At 71.1% G+C, this 17,288-nt stretch carries 15 protein-coding genes; 12 read left to right on the forward strand and 3 right to left on the reverse strand.

Annotated features, from left to right (window positions below):
- Positions 1 to 279 precede the first annotated feature (279 nt).
- The 5 genes from rplU to galE all read left to right on the forward strand — a co-directional run bounded on the left by rplU (position 280) and on the right by galE (position 5,313).
- Positions 280 to 600, forward strand: a complete 321-nt coding sequence (gene rplU, locus DRB89_RS03155) for a 50S ribosomal protein L21 (protein ID WP_112446572.1) — start codon at positions 280 to 282, stop codon at positions 598 to 600.
- A gap of 13 nt (positions 601 to 613) precedes the next feature.
- Positions 614 to 868, forward strand: coding sequence for a 50S ribosomal protein L27 (gene rpmA / locus DRB89_RS03160; RefSeq protein ID WP_112446573.1), 255 nt, complete (start codon positions 614 to 616; stop codon positions 866 to 868).
- A gap of 170 nt (positions 869 to 1,038) precedes the next feature.
- Positions 1,039 to 2,481, forward strand: a complete 1,443-nt coding sequence (gene obgE, locus DRB89_RS03165; protein WP_112446574.1) for a GTPase ObgE — start codon at positions 1,039 to 1,041, stop codon at positions 2,479 to 2,481.
- A 127-nt stretch (positions 2,482 to 2,608) separates the two neighbouring features.
- Positions 2,609 to 4,231, forward strand: coding sequence for a glycosyltransferase family 2 protein (locus DRB89_RS03170; protein WP_112446575.1), 1,623 nt, complete (start codon positions 2,609 to 2,611; stop codon positions 4,229 to 4,231).
- 92 nt (positions 4,232 to 4,323) lie between these two features.
- Complete coding sequence (galE, locus tag DRB89_RS03175; RefSeq protein ID WP_112446576.1) at positions 4,324 to 5,313, forward strand: UDP-glucose 4-epimerase GalE; 990 nt, start codon at positions 4,324 to 4,326, stop codon at positions 5,311 to 5,313.
- A 125-nt stretch (positions 5,314 to 5,438) separates the two neighbouring features.
- Here galE and DRB89_RS03180 read toward each other — a convergent pair whose 3' ends face one another.
- Positions 5,439 to 6,644: a glycosyltransferase gene (locus tag DRB89_RS03180; protein ID WP_239515991.1), complete on the reverse strand. Its 1,206-nt coding sequence runs from the start codon at positions 6,642 to 6,644 to the stop codon at positions 5,439 to 5,441.
- Positions 6,641 to 9,511: a bifunctional glycosyltransferase family 2 protein/CDP-glycerol:glycerophosphate glycerophosphotransferase gene (locus DRB89_RS03185; RefSeq protein WP_112446577.1), complete on the reverse strand. Its 2,871-nt coding sequence runs from the start codon at positions 9,509 to 9,511 to the stop codon at positions 6,641 to 6,643. Before DRB89_RS03185 ends, DRB89_RS03180 begins: the two co-directional genes overlap by 4 nt.
- 157 nt (positions 9,512 to 9,668) lie before the next feature.
- On the opposite strand from DRB89_RS03185, the gene DRB89_RS03190 reads away from it, so the two are divergent.
- From DRB89_RS03190 to DRB89_RS03220, 7 genes are all read left to right on the forward strand, one after another.
- The gene (locus DRB89_RS03190; protein ID WP_239515992.1) at positions 9,669 to 10,685 is read left to right on the forward strand and encodes a glycosyltransferase family 2 protein; all 1,017 of its coding nucleotides are present in this window, start codon (positions 9,669 to 9,671) and stop codon (positions 10,683 to 10,685) included.
- Positions 10,685 to 11,164, forward strand: coding sequence for a GtrA family protein (locus tag DRB89_RS03195; RefSeq protein ID WP_112446578.1), 480 nt, complete (start codon positions 10,685 to 10,687; stop codon positions 11,162 to 11,164). The genes DRB89_RS03190 and DRB89_RS03195 overlap by 1 nt, the downstream gene beginning before the upstream one ends.
- A 79-nt stretch (positions 11,165 to 11,243) precedes the next feature.
- The gene (proB, locus tag DRB89_RS03200; protein ID WP_204357618.1) at positions 11,244 to 12,371 is read left to right on the forward strand and encodes a glutamate 5-kinase; all 1,128 of its coding nucleotides are present in this window, start codon (positions 11,244 to 11,246) and stop codon (positions 12,369 to 12,371) included.
- 99 nt (positions 12,372 to 12,470) lie between these two features.
- Positions 12,471 to 12,869 (forward strand): hypothetical protein, encoded by a 399-nt coding sequence (locus DRB89_RS03205; RefSeq protein ID WP_239516728.1) that lies wholly within the window; start codon positions 12,471 to 12,473, stop codon positions 12,867 to 12,869.
- 95 nt (positions 12,870 to 12,964) lie between these two features.
- The gene (locus tag DRB89_RS03210; RefSeq protein WP_112446581.1) at positions 12,965 to 14,242 is read left to right on the forward strand and encodes a glutamate-5-semialdehyde dehydrogenase; all 1,278 of its coding nucleotides are present in this window, start codon (positions 12,965 to 12,967) and stop codon (positions 14,240 to 14,242) included.
- Positions 14,243 to 14,319: 77 nt separating this feature from the next.
- Complete coding sequence (locus DRB89_RS03215; protein WP_112446582.1) at positions 14,320 to 14,880, forward strand: hypothetical protein; 561 nt, start codon at positions 14,320 to 14,322, stop codon at positions 14,878 to 14,880.
- A 67-nt stretch (positions 14,881 to 14,947) separates the two neighbouring features.
- Positions 14,948 to 16,096, forward strand: a complete 1,149-nt coding sequence (locus tag DRB89_RS03220) for a hypothetical protein (protein WP_112446583.1) — start codon at positions 14,948 to 14,950, stop codon at positions 16,094 to 16,096.
- Here DRB89_RS03220 and DRB89_RS03225 read toward each other — a convergent pair.
- Entirely contained in the window at positions 16,080 to 17,237 is a 1,158-nt protein-coding gene (locus DRB89_RS03225; protein ID WP_112446584.1) for a M48 family metallopeptidase, read from the reverse strand. The two genes, DRB89_RS03220 and DRB89_RS03225, sit on opposite strands and share 17 nt — an antisense overlap.
- Positions 17,238 to 17,288 lie beyond the last annotated feature (51 nt).

Genomic DNA, 17,288 nt, shown 5'->3' on the forward strand with positions numbered 1-17,288 from the left:
TCCGCTCCAACGCCGTGGGCCCCGCCGAGAGGCGGGGCCCACGGCCTTGCGGGACCCGGTTTGACCCTCCGGTACCGGCCCCGTAACCTAGACCGTCGGCGTGTCTTAGACGATTACGTTTAAAACGCGCCGCACTCCTGAGCACCTTCCTCCCGCTGAGCACCACGTGCGGGAGAGGCCGCTCGTCCAATCCGGATCGGTGTGGTCCTGCCCTCGTGGCGGGTCCTGCCTGAGCGGCTGGCTTCAGGAGTACCCGCCCCGAGTGAGAGAGAGATCCGCGTGTACGCCATCGTGCGCAGCGGTGGCCGCCAGCACAAGGTTGCTGTCGGTGACATCGTTGAGGTTGACAAGATTCCCACCGCCAAGGTTGGCGACACGGTCGAGCTCTCGACCCTGCTCGTTGTCGACGGCGAAGCCGTGACCAGCGACCCGTGGGTCCTGGCCGGCGTCAAGGTCACGGCTGAGATCGTGGACCACCACAAGGGCGTCAAGATCGACATCCTGCGTTACAAGAACAAGACCGGCTACCGCCGTCGCCAGGGTCACCGCCAGCAGTACACGGCGATCAAGGTCACCGGTATCCCCGCGGCTGCGAAGTAAGAGGGACTGAGACATGGCACACAAGAAGGGCGCATCGTCCACCCGGAACGGGCGCGATTCCAATGCTCAGCGGCTCGGCGTGAAGCGCTTCGGCGGTCAGGTCGTTTCCGCTGGTGAGATCCTCGTCCGCCAGCGCGGCACCCACTTCCACCCCGGTTCGGGTGTCGGTCGTGGTGGCGACGACACGCTGTTCGCGCTGCTGGCCGGTTCGGTCCAGTTCGGCACGCACCGTGGCCGCAAGGTCGTCAACATCGTTCCGGCTGCCTGATTCAGCTTCCGCTGAACCAGTAGTACCCGAAACATCCCGAGGGCGGATCTCAACTCTTCCCGGCGCGAGCCGGGAAGAGAGGTCCGCCCTCGGCGCGTTGTCACATAGACACGTTTAATGGGCAGCAAGGCCTGCCCGGGACATTCCCGTATGTATCTGGAGGATCACCCATGACCACCTTCGTGGACCGCGTCGAGCTGCACGTCGCCGCGGGTAACGGGGGCCACGGCTGCGCCTCCGTTCACCGGGAGAAGTTCAAGCCGCTCGGCGGCCCCGATGGCGGCAACGGCGGCCGTGGCGGCGACGTCATCCTGGTGGTGGAGCAGGCTGTCACCACCCTGCTGGACTACCACCACAGCCCCCACCGCAAGGCCACCAGCGGCAAGCCCGGCGAGGGCGGCAACCGCTCCGGCAAGGACGGCCAGGACCTGGTCCTGCCCGTGCCGGACGGCACCGTCGTCCTCGACAAGGAGGGCAACGTCCTCGCCGACCTCGTCGGCCAGGGCACCACCTACGTGGCCGCCGAGGGCGGCCGCGGCGGCCTCGGCAACGCCGCGCTGTCCTCCGCCCGCCGCAAGGCGCCCGGCTTCGCGCTCCTCGGCGTCCCCGGCACCGGCGGCGACGTCATCCTGGAGCTCAAGACCGTCGCCGACGTGGCGCTGGTCGGTTTCCCGAGCGCGGGCAAGTCCTCGCTGATCTCGGTGCTCTCCGCGGCCAAGCCGAAGATCGCGGACTATCCCTTCACCACCCTCGTCCCGAACCTGGGCGTCGTCACCGCCGGCTCGACGGTCTACACGATCGCCGACGTCCCGGGCCTCATCCCGGGCGCCAGCCAGGGCAAGGGCCTCGGCCTGGAGTTCCTGCGCCACGTCGAGCGCTGCTCGATCCTCGTGCACGTCCTGGACACCGCCACCCTGGAGTCCGACCGCGACCCGGTCGCCGACCTCGACGCCATCGAGGAAGAGCTCCGGCTCTACGGTGCCGGCCTGGAGAAGCGCCCGCGGCTCGTCGTCCTGAACAAGGTCGACATCCCGGACGGCCAGGAGCTCGCCGACATGGTCCGCCCGGACCTGGAGGCCCGCGGCTACAAGGTCTTCGAGGTCTCCGCGCTCTCGCGCACGGGTCTCAAGGAGCTGTCCTTCTTCCTCGCCGAGGTCATCGCGAAGTCCCGCGCCCGCAAGCCGAAGGAGGAGGCGACCCGTATCGTCATCCGCCCGAAGGCCGTGGACGACAGCGGCTTCACCATCACCTACGACGAGGTCGAGGACGTCTACCGGGTGCGCGGCGAGAAGCCGGAGCGCTGGGTCCGCCAGACCGACTTCAACATCGACGAGGCCGTCGGCTACCTCGCGGACCGTCTCAACCGCCTCGGTGTCGAGGAGGCGCTGCGCAAGGCCGGTGCCCGTGCCGGCGACGGCGTCGCCATCGGGTCCGACGAGAACGCGGTCGTCTTCGACTGGGAGCCGACCATGATGGCCGGCGCCGAGATGCTGGGCCGCCGCGGTGAGGACCACCGCCTCGAGGCGCCGCGTCCGGCCACCACGCGCCGCAAGGAGAAGGAAGCCGAGCGGGACACCGCGCAGAAGGAGTACGACGAGTTCCGTCCCTTCTGATCGGTCCCCGTCGGGATCCGGGCCGTGCTCACGGTCCGGATCCCGTCGGCCCGCGGGATTCCGCTTCCCGCCCCTTCCGTGGGGTGATCTTGAAGCTGTGTTTACCCGGGTGGCCTAGGATCCACGGGTGACGAGCACCCAAACCCCCACAGTCTCCGTCGTGGTGATCGCGTACAACGACGCCAGGCTGGTGGGCGAGGCCGTTTCCTCGGCCCTCGCCCAGGGTCCGGTTGTCGCCGAAGTGATCGCGGTCGACGATGCCTCAGCCGACGGCACCGCGCAGGTGCTGGACGAGCTGGCAGCCCGCCACCCCCGCCTGAAGGTCGTGCGCCGCACGGAGAACAGCGGGGGCTGCGGCACCCCGCGCAATGACGGGATCGCTGCCGCGAGCGCCCCGTACGTCCTGTTCCTGGACAGTGACGACGTCCTGCCCCCGGGTGCGGTCGACGCACTGGTGCGCGCCGCCGGGGAGCACCGGGCGCCGGTCACCGTCGGCGCCTGTGTGCGCAGGGAGCTGCCCGAGGGCCGCGACGTGCCCTGGGTGCCCGGCCTGTACACCCCGGGCGAGGTCATCGAGACCCCCGCCGACCGGCCGGAGCTGGTCCGCGACACCCTCTGCGTCAACAAGCTGTACGACCGGGCGTTCCTGGACGAGCACGGGATCCGCTTCCCCGACGGCCGGTTCGTCTACGAGGACTTCGTCTTCACCGCCCGCGTGCTCGCCGCCGCCCCGCGCATCGCGGTGATCGGCGACCTCGTCTACGTGTGGCACGTGCGCCGCGACGCCGCCCGGGTGTCGATCTCCCTGGACCGCAAGGACGTCGGCAACTGGCGGGCCCGTGTGGAGGCCCACCGCACGGCCTCCCGCGTCATCACCGGGTCCTCGCCCCTGCTGGGCCGCGCCTGCCAGGTCAAATTCCTCGAGTACGACCTGCGCATGTACCTGCGCGAGCTCGGCAAGGACCCCGAGTACCAGTCCGCCTGGTGGCGGCTGACCCGCGATTACCTCGCCGGTTTCGCCGACGCCGACATCGAGGCCGCCGGTGCACACGCGCGCTGGATCGTACGGGTGCTGCGCGCCACCGAGGCCCCGCCCGCACCCGACGACCTCCTCCGCCTCACCCGCTTCGCGGCCGACCCGCCCCGGCTGCTTCCCCCGTACGCGACCGGCGCCGACGGGACACCGGTGTGGAGCGGGACCCTGCCGGTGGAGCTGGACGGGCTGGACGGGCTCGCGACCAGCGAGCTCCCCGTCACCGTCGACGCCGAGCCGAGCGGCTACGCCGGGATCCGGCTGCGCGTGCACGACTTCTACGGACGCCTCGCCGCGGCCGGCCCGCGCACCGTCCAGCTGCGCTTCCTGCCCCGGGGCGACCCCGGCAAGCCGCTGGTCTCCGAGCCGGTCGCGCTGACCCCCTCGGCGGACGGCGGCCACTGGACCGCGGAGCTGCCCTTCCGGCTGACCACGCTGGCCGCCCTCGGGCGCGGCGAGGGCCGGCGCGGGATGCAGGCCTGGGACGTGAAGGTGGGCGTGGAGTGCGCCGACGGGAGCTCCCTGCTCACCTCCCCGCGCCCCCTGGGCAGCCTGCTGCACCGGCGGATGCTGCCCAGCAGCCGGTACGGTGTGCTGTTGGCCCAGCCTTACCGCACGGCCGGCGGATCGCTGGCGCTGCGGCTCGCGCCGGGTGCCGCGGGAGTCGCGAGCCTCGCGCGCAGTCGCATGTACCGGGTCCGCAGGAGGGTCCGCTAGGTCCAAGGCCCGGCCGCGGCCGACTGCGGACGACTGCGGCCGGTCGCGGTCCGCCGCGGCAAGAGACACGACAGAGAACTAAGGAGTTACGCATGACGTTCCTGATCACTGGTGGTGCCGGTTACATCGGGGCGCACGTCGTCCGCGCGATGCTGCTCGCGGGCGAGGAGGTCGTGGTGGTCGACGACCTCTCCACGGGCAACGCCGACCGCGTCCCGGAAGGCGTACCGCTGGTGGTCGGTTCCGTGCTGGACCGGCAGGTCCTGGACGAGACCTTCGCCCGGTACGAGATCACCGGCGTGGTCCACCTCGCGGGCAAGAAGCAGGTCGGCGAGTCCGTCGAGAAGCCGCTGCACTACTACCACGAGAACGTGCACGGCCTCACGGTCCTGCTCGGGGCCGTGGCCGCCGCCGGCGTCCGCAACTTCCTCTTCTCCTCCTCCGCGTCCGTGTACGGGATGCCCGACGTCGACCTCGTCACCGAGGACACCCCCTGCCTGCCGCTGAGCCCGTACGGCGAGACGAAGCTGGCCGGCGAGTGGCTGGTCCGCGCCGCGGGCAAGGCCCACGGGATCTCCACCGCCTGCCTGCGCTACTTCAACGTGGCGGGCGCCGCCACCCCGCAGCTCGCCGACACCGGGGTCTTCAACCTGGTCCCGATGATCTTCGAGCGCTTCGACAAGGGCGAGGGCGCCCGGATCTTCGGCGACGACTACCCGACCCCGGACGGCACCTGCATCCGCGACTACATCCACGTCGCGGACCTCGCGGAGGCCCACGTCGTGGCGGCCCGCAAGCTCGTCGAGTGGGGCGCGCAGGGCGAGTACAAGGACCTGACGGTCAACATCGGCCGCGGCGAGGGCGTTTCCGTCCGCGAGATGGTCGAGATCGTGAACGAGACCACCGGGCACACCGATGCCGCCTACGCGCCCGCGGTCTCCCCGCGGCGGGCCGGCGACCCGGCGAAGGTCGTCGCCTCCGCCGACCGGATCACGGCCGAGCTGGGCTGGAAGGCCCGCCACGACGTGCGCGAGATGATCACCTCGGCCTGGGAGGGCTGGGAGGCCCGCACCAAGGCCTGACCCGCCGAGGCGGGCGGCGCCACCGGCGCCGCCCGCGCGGGCCGTCACCGCGTACGAAGCCGCCCGCCCCGGAAACGACCGGGGCGGGCGGCTTCGTACGCGGTGACGGGACCAGCCCGTCGGGATCAGCGCTCCAGGAAGGAGAACAGCCCTTCCCACCGGTCGGTGATCTCGGCGCTGGAATAGCGCTGCACGTGGCGGAAGGCGGTGTCGCCGAGCCGGTCGCGCAGTTCGCGGTCGGACATCAGCAGGTTCAGCTGCCCGGCGAGCTCCATCGTGTTGCCGAGCCGGGCCAGCAGCCCGTCCTCGCCGTGCTCCACGATTTCCCGCACGCCCGGCGCGCAGTCGAAGGCGGCCACCGGTACGCCCGCCGCCATCGCCTCCAGCAGCGTGATCGGGAACCCCTCGGCGCGCGAGGCCTGCGCGAAGACGGAGGCCCCGCGCAGCGCGCCCAGCACGTCGTCGGTGCTGCCCATCCATTCCACGGAGTCCTCGACTCCGAGCTCGGCGGCGTGCGCCCGCAGCACGGGCTCCTCCACGCCGGCCCCGTAGATCCGCAGGATCCAGCCGGGGTGCTGCGGCGCCGCGTCCGCCCACGCGTCGAGCAGCAGGTCCACGCCCTTCTCGAAGGCGAGGCGGCCGACGCTCGCCACGACCTTCTCGGTGCGCGGCGCGGGGGAGTCGGGCATGAACGGCAGCGGGTTCGGCATGCTGGCGACGTTCTCCATGCCCGCCCGGATCCAGAGGTCCGCGTCCTCGGGGGTCAGCACGAGCATCCGGTCGACGTCCGCGTAGAGGCGGCGGACCCGCTGTCCCCGGGTGGACTTCTGGCTGGCCTCGAAAGACTCGTGGCTCATGCCGATGACGGTGAACCCCTTGGTGTCGGCGAGGGCCACCCACTCCATCGCCCAGACCTGGGTCACGATCAGGACGCCCCCGGGACGGGCCGCGCGCAGCAGCTCGTTCAGCTGCTCCGCCTTGGCCCGCATCTTCGCCCGGCGGACCGACTGGCGGCGCCGCTCGGGCGCGTTGAGGCGGCCCTTGATGCCGTGCAGCCGGCGCGCCGCGGGGGGCGCCGCGTCGTACAGCGTGGTCGTCGCGTACGGCAGTTCGGCGGGCAGCTTCTGCCGGATCTCCTCGGCGACGGGGGCGATACCCACCACGTGCACCCGGTGCCCGCGCTCGCTGAACAGCCGGGCCATCTGGTGCGACCAGGTCGTCACGCCGCCGAGCTCGTCGACGCTGTTGGAGACGAGGAAGATGTCCCGTCCGCCGACGGGGCCCTGTTCCGCGGCCTGGATGGCCTGCCCGGAGGCGGTCCGTGTGCTCACTTGCCGCTCCTGGTGAAGAACTTCTCGACGATCCGGGCGGCCGCGTCCCCGCGGTCGTACTCGCCGAACTCGGTGAGGAAGCGCTGGCGCGCCTCGGCGTACTTGGCGTCCGCCTCGTCGAACGCGGCGAGGGCCTGCAGCAGTTCGTCCGCCGTGGCCACGACCGGGCCCGGGGCCTTCTCCTTCAGGTCGAAGTAGGTGCCGCGGATGTCGTTCGCGTACTTCTCGTAGTCGTAGGCGAAGAACAGCATCGGCCGGTCCAGGACCGCGTAGTCGAACATCACGGACGAGTAGTCGGTGATCAGCCCGTCGGCGAGGGCGAGCAGCGGCGTGATGTCGTGGTGCTTGGACACGTCGATGACCCGGCCGGCGACGGACGGCGGCAGCGTGACGCTGTTGAGGTAGTGGGTGCGCACCAGCAGCGTGAAGCGGTCGCCGAGCCGGTCGGCGAACTCCTCCACGTCGAAGGGGAACTCGAACCCCTCGACCGCGCCGTCCGCGTTCGCCCGGAAGGTGGGCGCGTACAGCAGCACCTTCTTCTCCGGGTCGATCCCGAACTCGCCGGCCAGCGGCCCGCGCACCCGCTCGCCGCTGTGCGCCTCGGAGCGGTGCGCCGCGACCAGGGCGTCGTTGCGCGGGTAGCCCGTGCGCAGCAGCACCTCGTCGCGCAGCCGGAAGCCCTTGGCGAGAGTGCGCGCGTCGTGCTCGGAGCGGATCAGGAAGTGGTCGAAGCGGTCGACGGCCGCCTGGAAGCGGCGCTGGCCGGCCCGGTCCTGGGCCTTGGTGCGGGGCTCGTGGAAGCCCATCCGCTTGAGCGCGGAGCCGTGCCAGGTCTGGATGTACGTGGTCCCCGGGCGCTTGGTCAGCGCCAGCGGGAAGCCCTGGTTGTCGACCCAGTACTCGGCCTGGGCCAGGGCGCGCAGGTACGGCCAGCTCCAGCGCCGCACCAGGGTGGCGCCCTTGGGGAAGCCCGTGGGCTTGCCGCCCGCGTACGACCAGATCGCCTCGAAGGGCACGCCCTGGCGCACCATCTCCTCGTAGATCGCCTTCGGGCTGTCGCTGTACTGCTTGCCCATGTGGCTCTCGAAGACGACGGTGCCCTTCTTGACCGGCAGCTTCGAGAAGACCTCGTGGTAGACCTTGACCTTCTGCTCGCCCGAGCCGAGGTTGCGGCGGGTCCGCAGTGCCTTGCGCAGACCCCGCTTGACCAGGCCGGCGGCCTTGCCGTGCATCGCGCTGTTGATCAGCGTCTGAGTGCGCACGGCCGCGGCGCCCTCGGCGGTCAGGACGTAGGAGAGGTTGCCCTTTTTGGTCACCTCGGGCTCGAAGCGGTCGGAGACCAGCCGGGTCAGGCGGGGGCGCACGCGCAGCCGGGCCGCCTTCTCCAGATCGACGCCGCCGACGGAGACGCGGGTGGTCAGCCGGGAGCCGCCGGCCGTCAACTTCAGGCGTACGTCCCAGACGGCGTCGATGATGCCGAAGGGGCGGACGGTGCTCCCGATGTCGGCCGTGACGTTCCACTCGATCGTGTCACCGGCGTGGCGCACGGTTGACACCGGGAAGCTGAAGGAGCGGACCCCGATCTGCCGGCGGGCTCGGAATTCGAGCGAGGCCTTCAGTTCCGCTTCGGGACGGATGCGGCCCAGCGGGTTCACGACGGCGCCCGACAGCGTGACGGTGCCGCGGCCGTCGTCCTCGTACGAGGTGAGGCGGTTGCCCAGGGCGAGGGAGGTGAGCGCCGTGGTGGCGAAGCCCTGGTCGGTGACGTCCAGTATCCGCCGGCCCTCGGCGTCGTCGAGATGGGCGGCGCACCAGTAGACGCGGCCGTCGCGCTCGGCGAGCGGGGAGGTGAGCCGGCCCTTGTTGGTCATGGCGTCGGCGGCCGGGAGGAGGTTGTCCCAGTCCTGCTTGCCCAGCAGGTAGGCGCAGATGGCCTGGAGGTTCGTGACGTGCTCGTACGCGGCCGGGTCGATGCCGGCCAGGTAGCCGTTGGCGAGCCGGGCGAACTCCTGGCGGTAGGCGTCACCGAGCAGGGGCAGGTCCCGCAGGTGCAGCACCAGGTCGTGCTTGAGGAACTTGGCGTCCTTCGCGGACTTGATCTCGGTGTGGCCCTTGGCGGCCAGCAGCTCGTCGACGCGGCGGTGGATCTCCATCCGGTGGACGAAGTTCTCGATCTCGTGGCGCCGGTTGCTGATCGACTTCGCAGCGGCCTTCTCGATCACGTTCCAGAAGTAGACGTGGTTCGGGATGAGCGTGATGCGGCGGGCGGCGACGTAGGCCTGGGCGGAGAAGAGCAGGTCCTCGTAGTGGATGCCGACCGGGAACTCCAGGCCCTGTTCCAGCAGGAACGCGCGCCGGTAGCACTTGTTCGTGGAGAGGGTGTCGTAAACCAGCAGGTCGGGGAACTCGGTGATCGACTCCAGCGTGCGGGTGCGCGCGTAGATCCACGGGTACCACTCGGTGGTCTTGCCCCACCGGTTGTCCAGGTGCACGCGGACGCACATGCCCGAGACCAGGTCGGAGCCGGTCCGACGGGCGGCGTCGAGCATGTTGCGGCAGGCGTTGCGTTCGAGAACGTCGTCGCTGTCCAGGAACATGACGTACTCGCCGACGGCCTGTTTGATGCCGTGGTTGCGGGGGGCGCCGCAGCCCCCGCTGTTCTCCGGCAGCCGGAAGGCGCGCACCCTCCCCGGATGCGCGGACTCGAGCTCCTGGGCGACCGCGTAGGACCGGTCCTTGCTGCAGTCGTCGACGATCACGACTTCGACCCCGTGCAGAGTCTGGTCCAAAACCGACTGGACGGCTGTCGGCAGACGCTCTGCGTCGTTGTAGACGATGACGACCACGGAGACGTCAGGCACGTGCACCTCGATCCCTTTGATTCATTCCGCTTATCCAGTCAAAGCTACCGTGTGCCGCACTCGCCCCCGGCAGCCCCGCGACCGGCGTGCATACTTCTAAGGAAGAGGTGAGTGGCAGGTCCGGTCGCCGACAATCACCCGTTCGGACCCGCAGGAAGTGTTCATGAAGCTGTCCGTAGTAGTCCCTTGCTACAACGAGGAAGCCGTCATCGACAGCTTCGACACGGAGATCCGCAAGGTCCTGGACGCCCTCCCCGTCGAGTACGAGGTCTGCTACGTCGACGACGGCAGCCGCGACGGCACCCTCGGCAAGCTCCGCAAGATCGCGGCCCAGTACGCCGACCAGACCCGCTACGTCTCCTTCAGCCGGAACTTCGGCAAGGAGGCCGGCATGCTCGCCGGCCTGCGCGAGGCGACCGGCGACGCGGTGGTCATCATGGACGCGGACCTCCAGCACCCGCCGGAGCTCATCGCCACCATGCTCGACTACTACCGGCTGGGACACGACCAGATCATCGCCCGCCGCACGCGCGAGGGCGACAAGAAGGTCCGCACCGCGCTGAGCCGCCTCTACTACCGGGGCATCAACCGGTGGGTCGACGTGGAGCTCACCGACGGCGTCGGCGACTTCCGGCTGCTGTCGCGCCCGGCCGTGGACGCCCTGCTGTCGCTGCCCGAGTACAACCGCTTCTCCAAGGGCCTCTTCTCCTGGATCGGTTTCGACACCGTCCACTTCGACTACCGCAACGCGCAGCGCGAGGCCGGCGAGACGAAGTGGAAGTTCGGCTCCCTGGTGAACTACGGCATGGACGGGCTGATCTCGTTCAACAACCGGCCGCTGCGCATCGCCATCTGGGCGGGCGTCTCGCTGGTGGCCCTGACGGCGCTGTACGCCCTGTCGATCGCGGTCATCGCGATGACCCAGGGCGTGACCTCCCCGGGCTACGTCACCCTCGTCGCGATCATCGTCGGCCTCGGCGGCGTTCAGATGATCATGCTGGGGCTGATCGGCGAGTACATCGGCCGCATCTACTACGAGACCAAGCGCCGGCCGCACTTCCTCGTCAAGGAGTCGCACGGCACGGAGCCCCTGCCCCGCGACGTGCGGGCCGCCGAGGACATCCGGAAGACCAGCGGCACCGCGGTGCCCGAGAGCGTGATCGCGGAGCGCAGCAGCTGATGCGGAACAAGCCCGAAACCCCCCGCGACACCCCCCGCGACCCGGCCAAGCCGGACCGCAGGACGCAGCTCGGCCAGATCTTCCGGTTCGCGCTGGTCGGCGGGGTCAACACCGGCACCTTCTTCGTGCTGTACCTGATCCTGCACCCGTTCATGCCGTACTTCGCCGCCTACACCCTCGCCTTCGTGCTGGCGATGGTCGGCTCGTTCTTCATGAACACCTACTTCACCTACCGCACCCGGCCGACCTGGAAGAAGTTCCTGCTCTTCCCGCTGACCAACATCACGAACTACGTGATCCAGTCCGCCGGCCTGTACGCCCTGGTGACCTGGGCGGGCATGAACACCAAGATCGCGCCGCTGGTCGCCGCGGTCCTGGCCATCCCGTTCACCTTCGTCCTGTCCCGCAAGATCCTCATCCCGGGCACCGGGGACCAGGCCGGGGAAGCGGAGCAGGCCCGCAAGCCGTCCACGGTCTGAAACCGGAGGGCGGCCCCGCCCGGCCACCCCGTAGATTGAGCGGGCAGGGTCGGGCAAGGCGAGGGGCAAGGGGACAGACGTGTCAGCGGCTAGGCAGGGTGTGCTCGACGCGCGCAGGATCGTGGTCAAGGTCGGATCCTCCTCCCTGACCACGGCCACCGGCGGACTCGACGCCGACCGGGTGGACGCCCTGGTCGACGTACTGGCCAAGGCGCGCGGCGGCGGCGAGAAGGAGATCGTCCTGGTCTCCAGCGGAGCCATCGCCGCCGGGCTCTCCCCGCTCGGCCTGCACCGCCGCCCCACGGACCTGGCCCGCCAGCAGGCCGCCGCCAGCGTCGGGCAGGGCCTGCTCGTCGCCCGGTACACCGCCTCCTTCGCCCGGTACGGGATCCGCGTCGGCCAGGTGCTGCTCACCACCGACGACACCAGCCGGCGCGCGCACTACCGCAACGCCTACCGGACCCTGGACCAGCTCCTGGCCATGGGCGCCCTGCCCGTCGTCAACGAGAACGACACCGTCGCCACCGACGAGATCCGCTTCGGCGACAACGACCGCCTCGCCGCGCTCGTGGCCCACCTCGTCCGCGCCGACCTCCTCGTGCTCCTCTCGGACGTGGACGGCCTCTACGACGGGGACCCGGCCCAGCCCGGCACCAGCCGCATCGACGAGGTGCGCGGCCCCGAGGACATCGCCCACGTCACCATCGGCAGCGTCGGCAAGGCGGGTGTCGGCACCGGCGGCATGGCCACCAAGGTCGAGGCCGCGCGGATCGCCGCGGCGGCCGGCATCCCCGTCGTCCTGACCTCGGCCAGCCAGGCCGCGGACGCCCTGGCCGGGCGGGAGACGGGCACCCTGTTCCACTCCACCGGGCGCCGGTCCACCGACCGGCTGCTCTGGCTCCAGCACGCGTCGACCCCGCAGGGGCACCTCGTCCTGGACGACGGAGCCGTCCGCGCGGTCACCGAGCGCGGCAGCTCGCTGCTGCCCGCGGGCATCGCCTCGGTCGAGGGCGACTTCGTCGCCGGCGACCCCGTCGAACTGCGCTCGACCGACGGCCGGGCCGTCGCCCGCGGCCTCGTCAACTTCGACGCCAAGGAGCTTCCGCGGCTCCTCGGCCGCTCCACGCGCGAGCTCGCGCGCGAACTCGGACCCGAGTACGAGCGGGAGGTCGTCCACCGGGACGATCTGGTCCTGCTGCAGGGCTGAGGTTCGGCAAAACCGCCGCGCGGTGGGCCGAGGACTGGTCAACTGTGAGGGGCGGACAGGCAATGGCGCGGGACGAGGAGGCGGCTGGTGAGACGAGCGCTGACCAGCGTCGGCACCGGGGACGGTGACATCGGCGGGAGCGGGGAGGACCGGGACTCCTCCCGTCTGTGGCACATCACCCTGAGCGTCTCCGGGAAGCCGGCGCCGCTGTGCGAGGTCCGACGCGGGCTGGAGCAGCTCGCCCACGACCACCCCTTCCTGCTGACCAGCCGGTACGCCGACGACCACGCGGAAATCCGCTACTGGGAGGAGGCCCGCGACCTCCACGACGCGGCGGCCGTCGCTCTGCGGCTGTGGGGCGAGCACCGCTCCTCGGCGAAGCTGCCGCCCTGGGAGATCGTCGGCCTGGAGGTCATCGACCGGGCCACCTACCACCAGCGCGTCGCCGAGGGCTACGGCCCGCCCCCGGCCCACCCGGTGGGCGTGCACCCCTACTGACGCGCCCGGCGCCGGGGGCGGTGTGCCAAGGAGGCGGCCGTCTCGGGGGGTGGAACCCCATCCGGCCCGGCCGGGGCGGGGATTACCCTGGCCGCATGACCTCGCTCGATGCCACCACCTCGCCCGTGATCGCCACCGCGCAAGCCGCCCGCACCGCCGCCGCGGCCATCGCCCCGCTCCCGCGGTCCGCCAAGGACACCGCCCTGCTGGCCATCGCCGACGCGCTGGAGGCCCGTACCGCCGAGATCGTCGAGGCCAACGCCGTCGACACGGCCAAGGCCCGCGAGGCCGGGACGAGCGAGACCGTCATCGACCGCCTGACCCTCACCCCCGAGCGCGTCAAGGCCATCGCCTCCGACGTGCGCGACGTCGCGGCACTGCCCGACCCCGTCGGCGAGGTCGTCCGCGGCTCCACCCTCCCCAACGGCATCGACCTGCGCCAGATCCGTGTCCCGCTCGGCGTCGTCGGCATCATCTACGAGGCACGCCCCAACGTCACCGTCGACGCCGCCGCCCTCTGCCTGAAGTCCGGCAACGCCGTCCTGCTGCGCGGCTCCTCCTCCGCCTACGCCTCCAACACGGCCCTCGTCGGCATCCTGCGGGACGCCATCTCCGGGGCCGGTCTGCCCGCCGACGCGATCCAGCTCGTCCCCGGTGAGTCCCGCGACTCCGTCCGCGAGCTGATGCGCGCCCGCGGCCTCGTCGACGTGCTCATCCCGCGCGGCGGCGCCTCCCTCATCAAGACCGTGGTCGAGGAGTCCATCGTCCCGGTCATCGAGACCGGTACCGGCAACTGCCACGTCTACGTGGACGCCCAGGCCGACCTGGCCATGGCCGTGGACATCCTGATCAACTCCAAGGCCCAGCGGCCCTCGGTCTGCAACTCGGCCGAGACCCTCCTCGTCCACCGGGACATCGCCGCCGCCTTCCTGCCGCTGGCCCTGGACGCACTCGCCGAAGCCGGCGTGACCGTCCACGGCGACGGCGAGGTGCTCTCGTACGCCGAAGGCACCAAGGTCACCGCGCTCCCCGCCACCGACGAGGACTGGGCCGCCGAGTACCTCTCCTACGACATCGCCGCCGGGGTCGTCGACTCCCTCGACGACGCCGTCGCCCACATCCGCCGCTGGACCTCCGGCCACACCGAGGCGATCGTCACCACCTCGCAGGCCGCCGCGCGCCGCTTCACCCAGCTGGTCGACTCGACGACGGTTGCCGTGAACGCCTCCACCCGGTTCACGGACGGTGGTCAGTTCGGCTTCGGTGCGGAGATCGGCATCTCCACCCAGAAGCTGCACGCCCGGGGCCCCATGGGGCTTCCGGAGCTCACCTCGACCAAGTACATCGTCACCGGCGACGGTCACGTACGGTAACCGACCCCTGAACACCGTGTGGCCGGATTTCGGCGCACACCCTGCCCAAAGGTGTCCCTCAGGTCTACGCTGGTCCCGTGCCGGACGACGTGGGGGGCAAACCGTTCCCGGACGACGGGGAGCCCGACGACGACCGCGGAGGCGCGGACAAGGACTTCGCCTCCGTGGTGTTCGACGAGGACTTCGTCCGGAACGCCGAGATCCGTGAACCGAGCGCCGCGGAGCGCCAGCGGGCCGGCGACCGGGCGCGCGCCGAGGCGGCCGAGGCCGCCCGCGCCGCCTTCGCCGGCGGCTGGACGGGCGACGAGGACTACGACGCGTACGCGTACTCCCCTCCCGACGGCCACCGGTCCGACGACTCGGGCTGGGACCACGGCCACGGCTTCGGGTACCCGGACGGCCCCTACGGCGCGTACGGCGGCAGCCTGCGCCCCTACCGGGGACGCTCGCCCTGGCTGCGCCCGGTCGCCTGGATCCTCGCCTTCGTGATGGGCCTCGGCATGATCGCGCTCGCCTTCAGCGCCGTCTACCGCAGCGCCGCGAGCGACGCCGAACCCGCTCCGGCGCCCGCCAGCACCCCGATGGGCGAAGTCGCCGGTGCGGGCAAGTTTATGGACCGCGTCGGCCGCCAACCCTGAAGGTAGACCCCGCTCCCTTTCGCCGGAGCCGGGGGCTTCTCTGAAGCGGGGACAGCGGGGAGAAGCGATGGCCGTGTCAGGAGATCCACCCAGCGGCACCAACGGCACCCCCGGAGGCACCGAAGGGGGCGACGACGACTTCCGGTCGGACGAGTACCGATCGGTCGTGTTCGACGACGACTTCGTCCGGGCTGCCCGGCTCCAGGAGTTCTCGGCGCAGGAACGCATGGGCGAGCACGCCCGCGCCGTACGCAGCCGGTCGTTCTGGTCGGGCGCGGGTGCCGCCGGACCGCGCGGCGGCGCGTCGGCGGCCCGGCAGGGCCGCGTCATCGTGCTGTGCATCACCCTGGCGCTCGCCGCCGCCGTCTACATGGGGCTGCGCAACCCCTACGTGCCACCCGCCGAAGGCCCGGCGGAGGCGCTCAGCAGCACCGTCGTCCCGCTCGCGCCCACCGAACCCGTACCGGGCGGCCGGCCCGCCGACCTGTACGCGAAGAGCCCGGCAGCGCACTACCGCGTCGGGGCGGCCGGGATCAACCTGCCCGCCGTGCGCCGCACCCACCACTTCACCGACAGCCAGGTGCTCGCCGCGCTGACCATCGCCAAGGACTACCTGGTGCAGTCCTCACTGGACCCCGACGTGCTGTCCGCGACGGCCTCCCGGCCGGTGCGGGTCCTGCTCGATCCCGCCCAGCTGACGCAGTTCGACCAGAGCGTGCTCGCGCCGTCCGGTGACGGGCGGCACGCCGTCACGGGCTGGCTGGTCCGCTTCGACCCCGCCGTCGCGGTCGTGGCCGACACCAGGGTCCGGGTCAGCGGAGTGCTCGCCTTCCACGAGGCAGGCCCGAACGTGCTGGAAGTGACCACCGACCACACCTTCGTCTACGCCGTGCGCCCGGCCACCGGCCTGCCGGCCGCCGCGGACGGCTCCTCGCTCTTCACCGTCCGGCGTGAGCTGAAACTGCGCTTCGACCGCGACGACCTCACGGCCCGGCGGGCGGAGCTGGTCACGGCCTACGTCATGGCCGGACCGCAGGACTGCTCCGCCGACCCGGCTGCGGGCTTCCGCCCGCTGCCGGCCGGCGCCGGGCCGACCACCGTCGGCCCGGCCGCGAGCGATCCGTACGCCAGCGGGCAGCCGCGGCGCTCGGCCGGGCTGTGCGGGGTCATGGCGCCGACGGCCTCCCCGGAGCAGGGCGTCAGCCCTGCCCCGTAGCCCCGCCCCGGCCGGCGTCCCCGTTCCCGTCGTTGTCCCGGTCCCGGTCCCTGTCCGTGCCCTTGTCCCCGCTGCCGGCCGAGCCCGAGCCCGCGCCGGAGCCCGCGCTCGAGCCCGCGCCCGCTCCCGTGAACTTGTCCCGGAGCTTGCCGCCCAGGTCCGCGGTGCCGCCGGCGAGGTCGCCGACCAGCTTCATCAGCGGGTCCTTGCTGGTGCGCACCGAGTCGGCGTAGTGCGAGGCGGACTGCCGGAAGGAGTCGGTCACCGAGGTGTCCTTGTCCTCCTCGCGCCGCGGATAGTGGCCGTCCATGATCCGCTGGTAGTCCCGGTTCTGCGACCACTTCTTCAGCTCGGCCGCCCGCACCGTCGTGAAGGGGTGCGTCCGGGGCAGCACATTGAGGATCTTCAGCACGGAGTCGCGCAGGTCGCCGCTCTTCTCGTACTCGTCGGCCTGGGCGAGGAACGCGTCGACGTTCATCTCGTGGAGGTGGTTGCCGCCCGCGAGCTTCATCAGTCCGCGCATCGAGGCGTGCACGTCCTGTCCCACCAGCAGACCCGCCCGGTCCGCCGAAAGCTCCGACTTGCGGAACCACTCGCGCAGCGCGGTCACGAGCGCCATGATCGCCACATTGCCCAGCGGGATCCACGCGATCTTGAGCGCGAGGGTCGTCAGGAAGAGCAGGATCGTGCGGTACACGGCGTGCCCCGACAGGGCGTGGCCCACCTCGTGGCCCACCACCGCCCGCATCTCCTCCTCGTCGAGCAGCTCGACGAGGGCGGTGGTGACCACGATGATCGGCTCGTCCAGCCCGATGCACATGGCGTTCGGCTTGGGGTCCTGCTGCACGTACATCTGCGGGACCTTCTCCAGGTCCAGGATGTAGCAGGCGTCGAGGAGCATCGCGTGCAGGTGCGGGAACTGCGTCTCGCCCACCCGGACGGAGTCCGACAGGAAGAGCAGTCGCAGACTGCGCTCCGGCAGCAGCCCGCTCAGCGCCTTGAAGACCGTGTCGAAGCCGGTCAGCTTGCGCAGGGCCACCAGCGCCGAGCGGTCCGCCGGATGCTCGTACGCCCGTGAGGAAATACCGGGAAACCTCCTGCGGTCCCGTGCCGGTGCCTTCTCGAAGCCCGTCCCCGTCATAGCGCCCTCCCCGTTGGTCCGTCCGTCTGTCGGTCCGTCTATCCTCTCCAA

The organism is Streptomyces sp. ICC4, from assembly GCF_003287915.1.
GTDB classification, from domain to species: domain Bacteria; phylum Actinomycetota; class Actinomycetes; order Streptomycetales; family Streptomycetaceae; genus Streptomyces; species Streptomyces tritrimontium.

Coding starts and splice junctions, on each gene's coding strand:
- rpmA (WP_112446573.1), top strand. CDS start 614: ATGGCACACAAGAAGGGCGCATCGTCCACCCGGAACGGGCGCGATTCC.
- obgE (WP_112446574.1), top strand. CDS start 1,039: ATGACCACCTTCGTGGACCGCGTCGAGCTGCACGTCGCCGCGGGTAAC.
- galE (WP_112446576.1), top strand. CDS start 4,324: ATGACGTTCCTGATCACTGGTGGTGCCGGTTACATCGGGGCGCACGTC.
- DRB89_RS03190 (WP_239515992.1), top strand. CDS start 9,669: ATGAAGCTGTCCGTAGTAGTCCCTTGCTACAACGAGGAAGCCGTCATC.
- DRB89_RS03195 (WP_112446578.1), top strand. CDS start 10,685: ATGCGGAACAAGCCCGAAACCCCCCGCGACACCCCCCGCGACCCGGCC.
- DRB89_RS03210 (WP_112446581.1), top strand. CDS start 12,965: ATGACCTCGCTCGATGCCACCACCTCGCCCGTGATCGCCACCGCGCAA.
- DRB89_RS03220 (WP_112446583.1), top strand. CDS start 14,948: ATGGCCGTGTCAGGAGATCCACCCAGCGGCACCAACGGCACCCCCGGA.
- DRB89_RS03225 (WP_112446584.1), bottom strand. CDS start 17,237: ATGACGGGGACGGGCTTCGAGAAGGCACCGGCACGGGACCGCAGGAGG.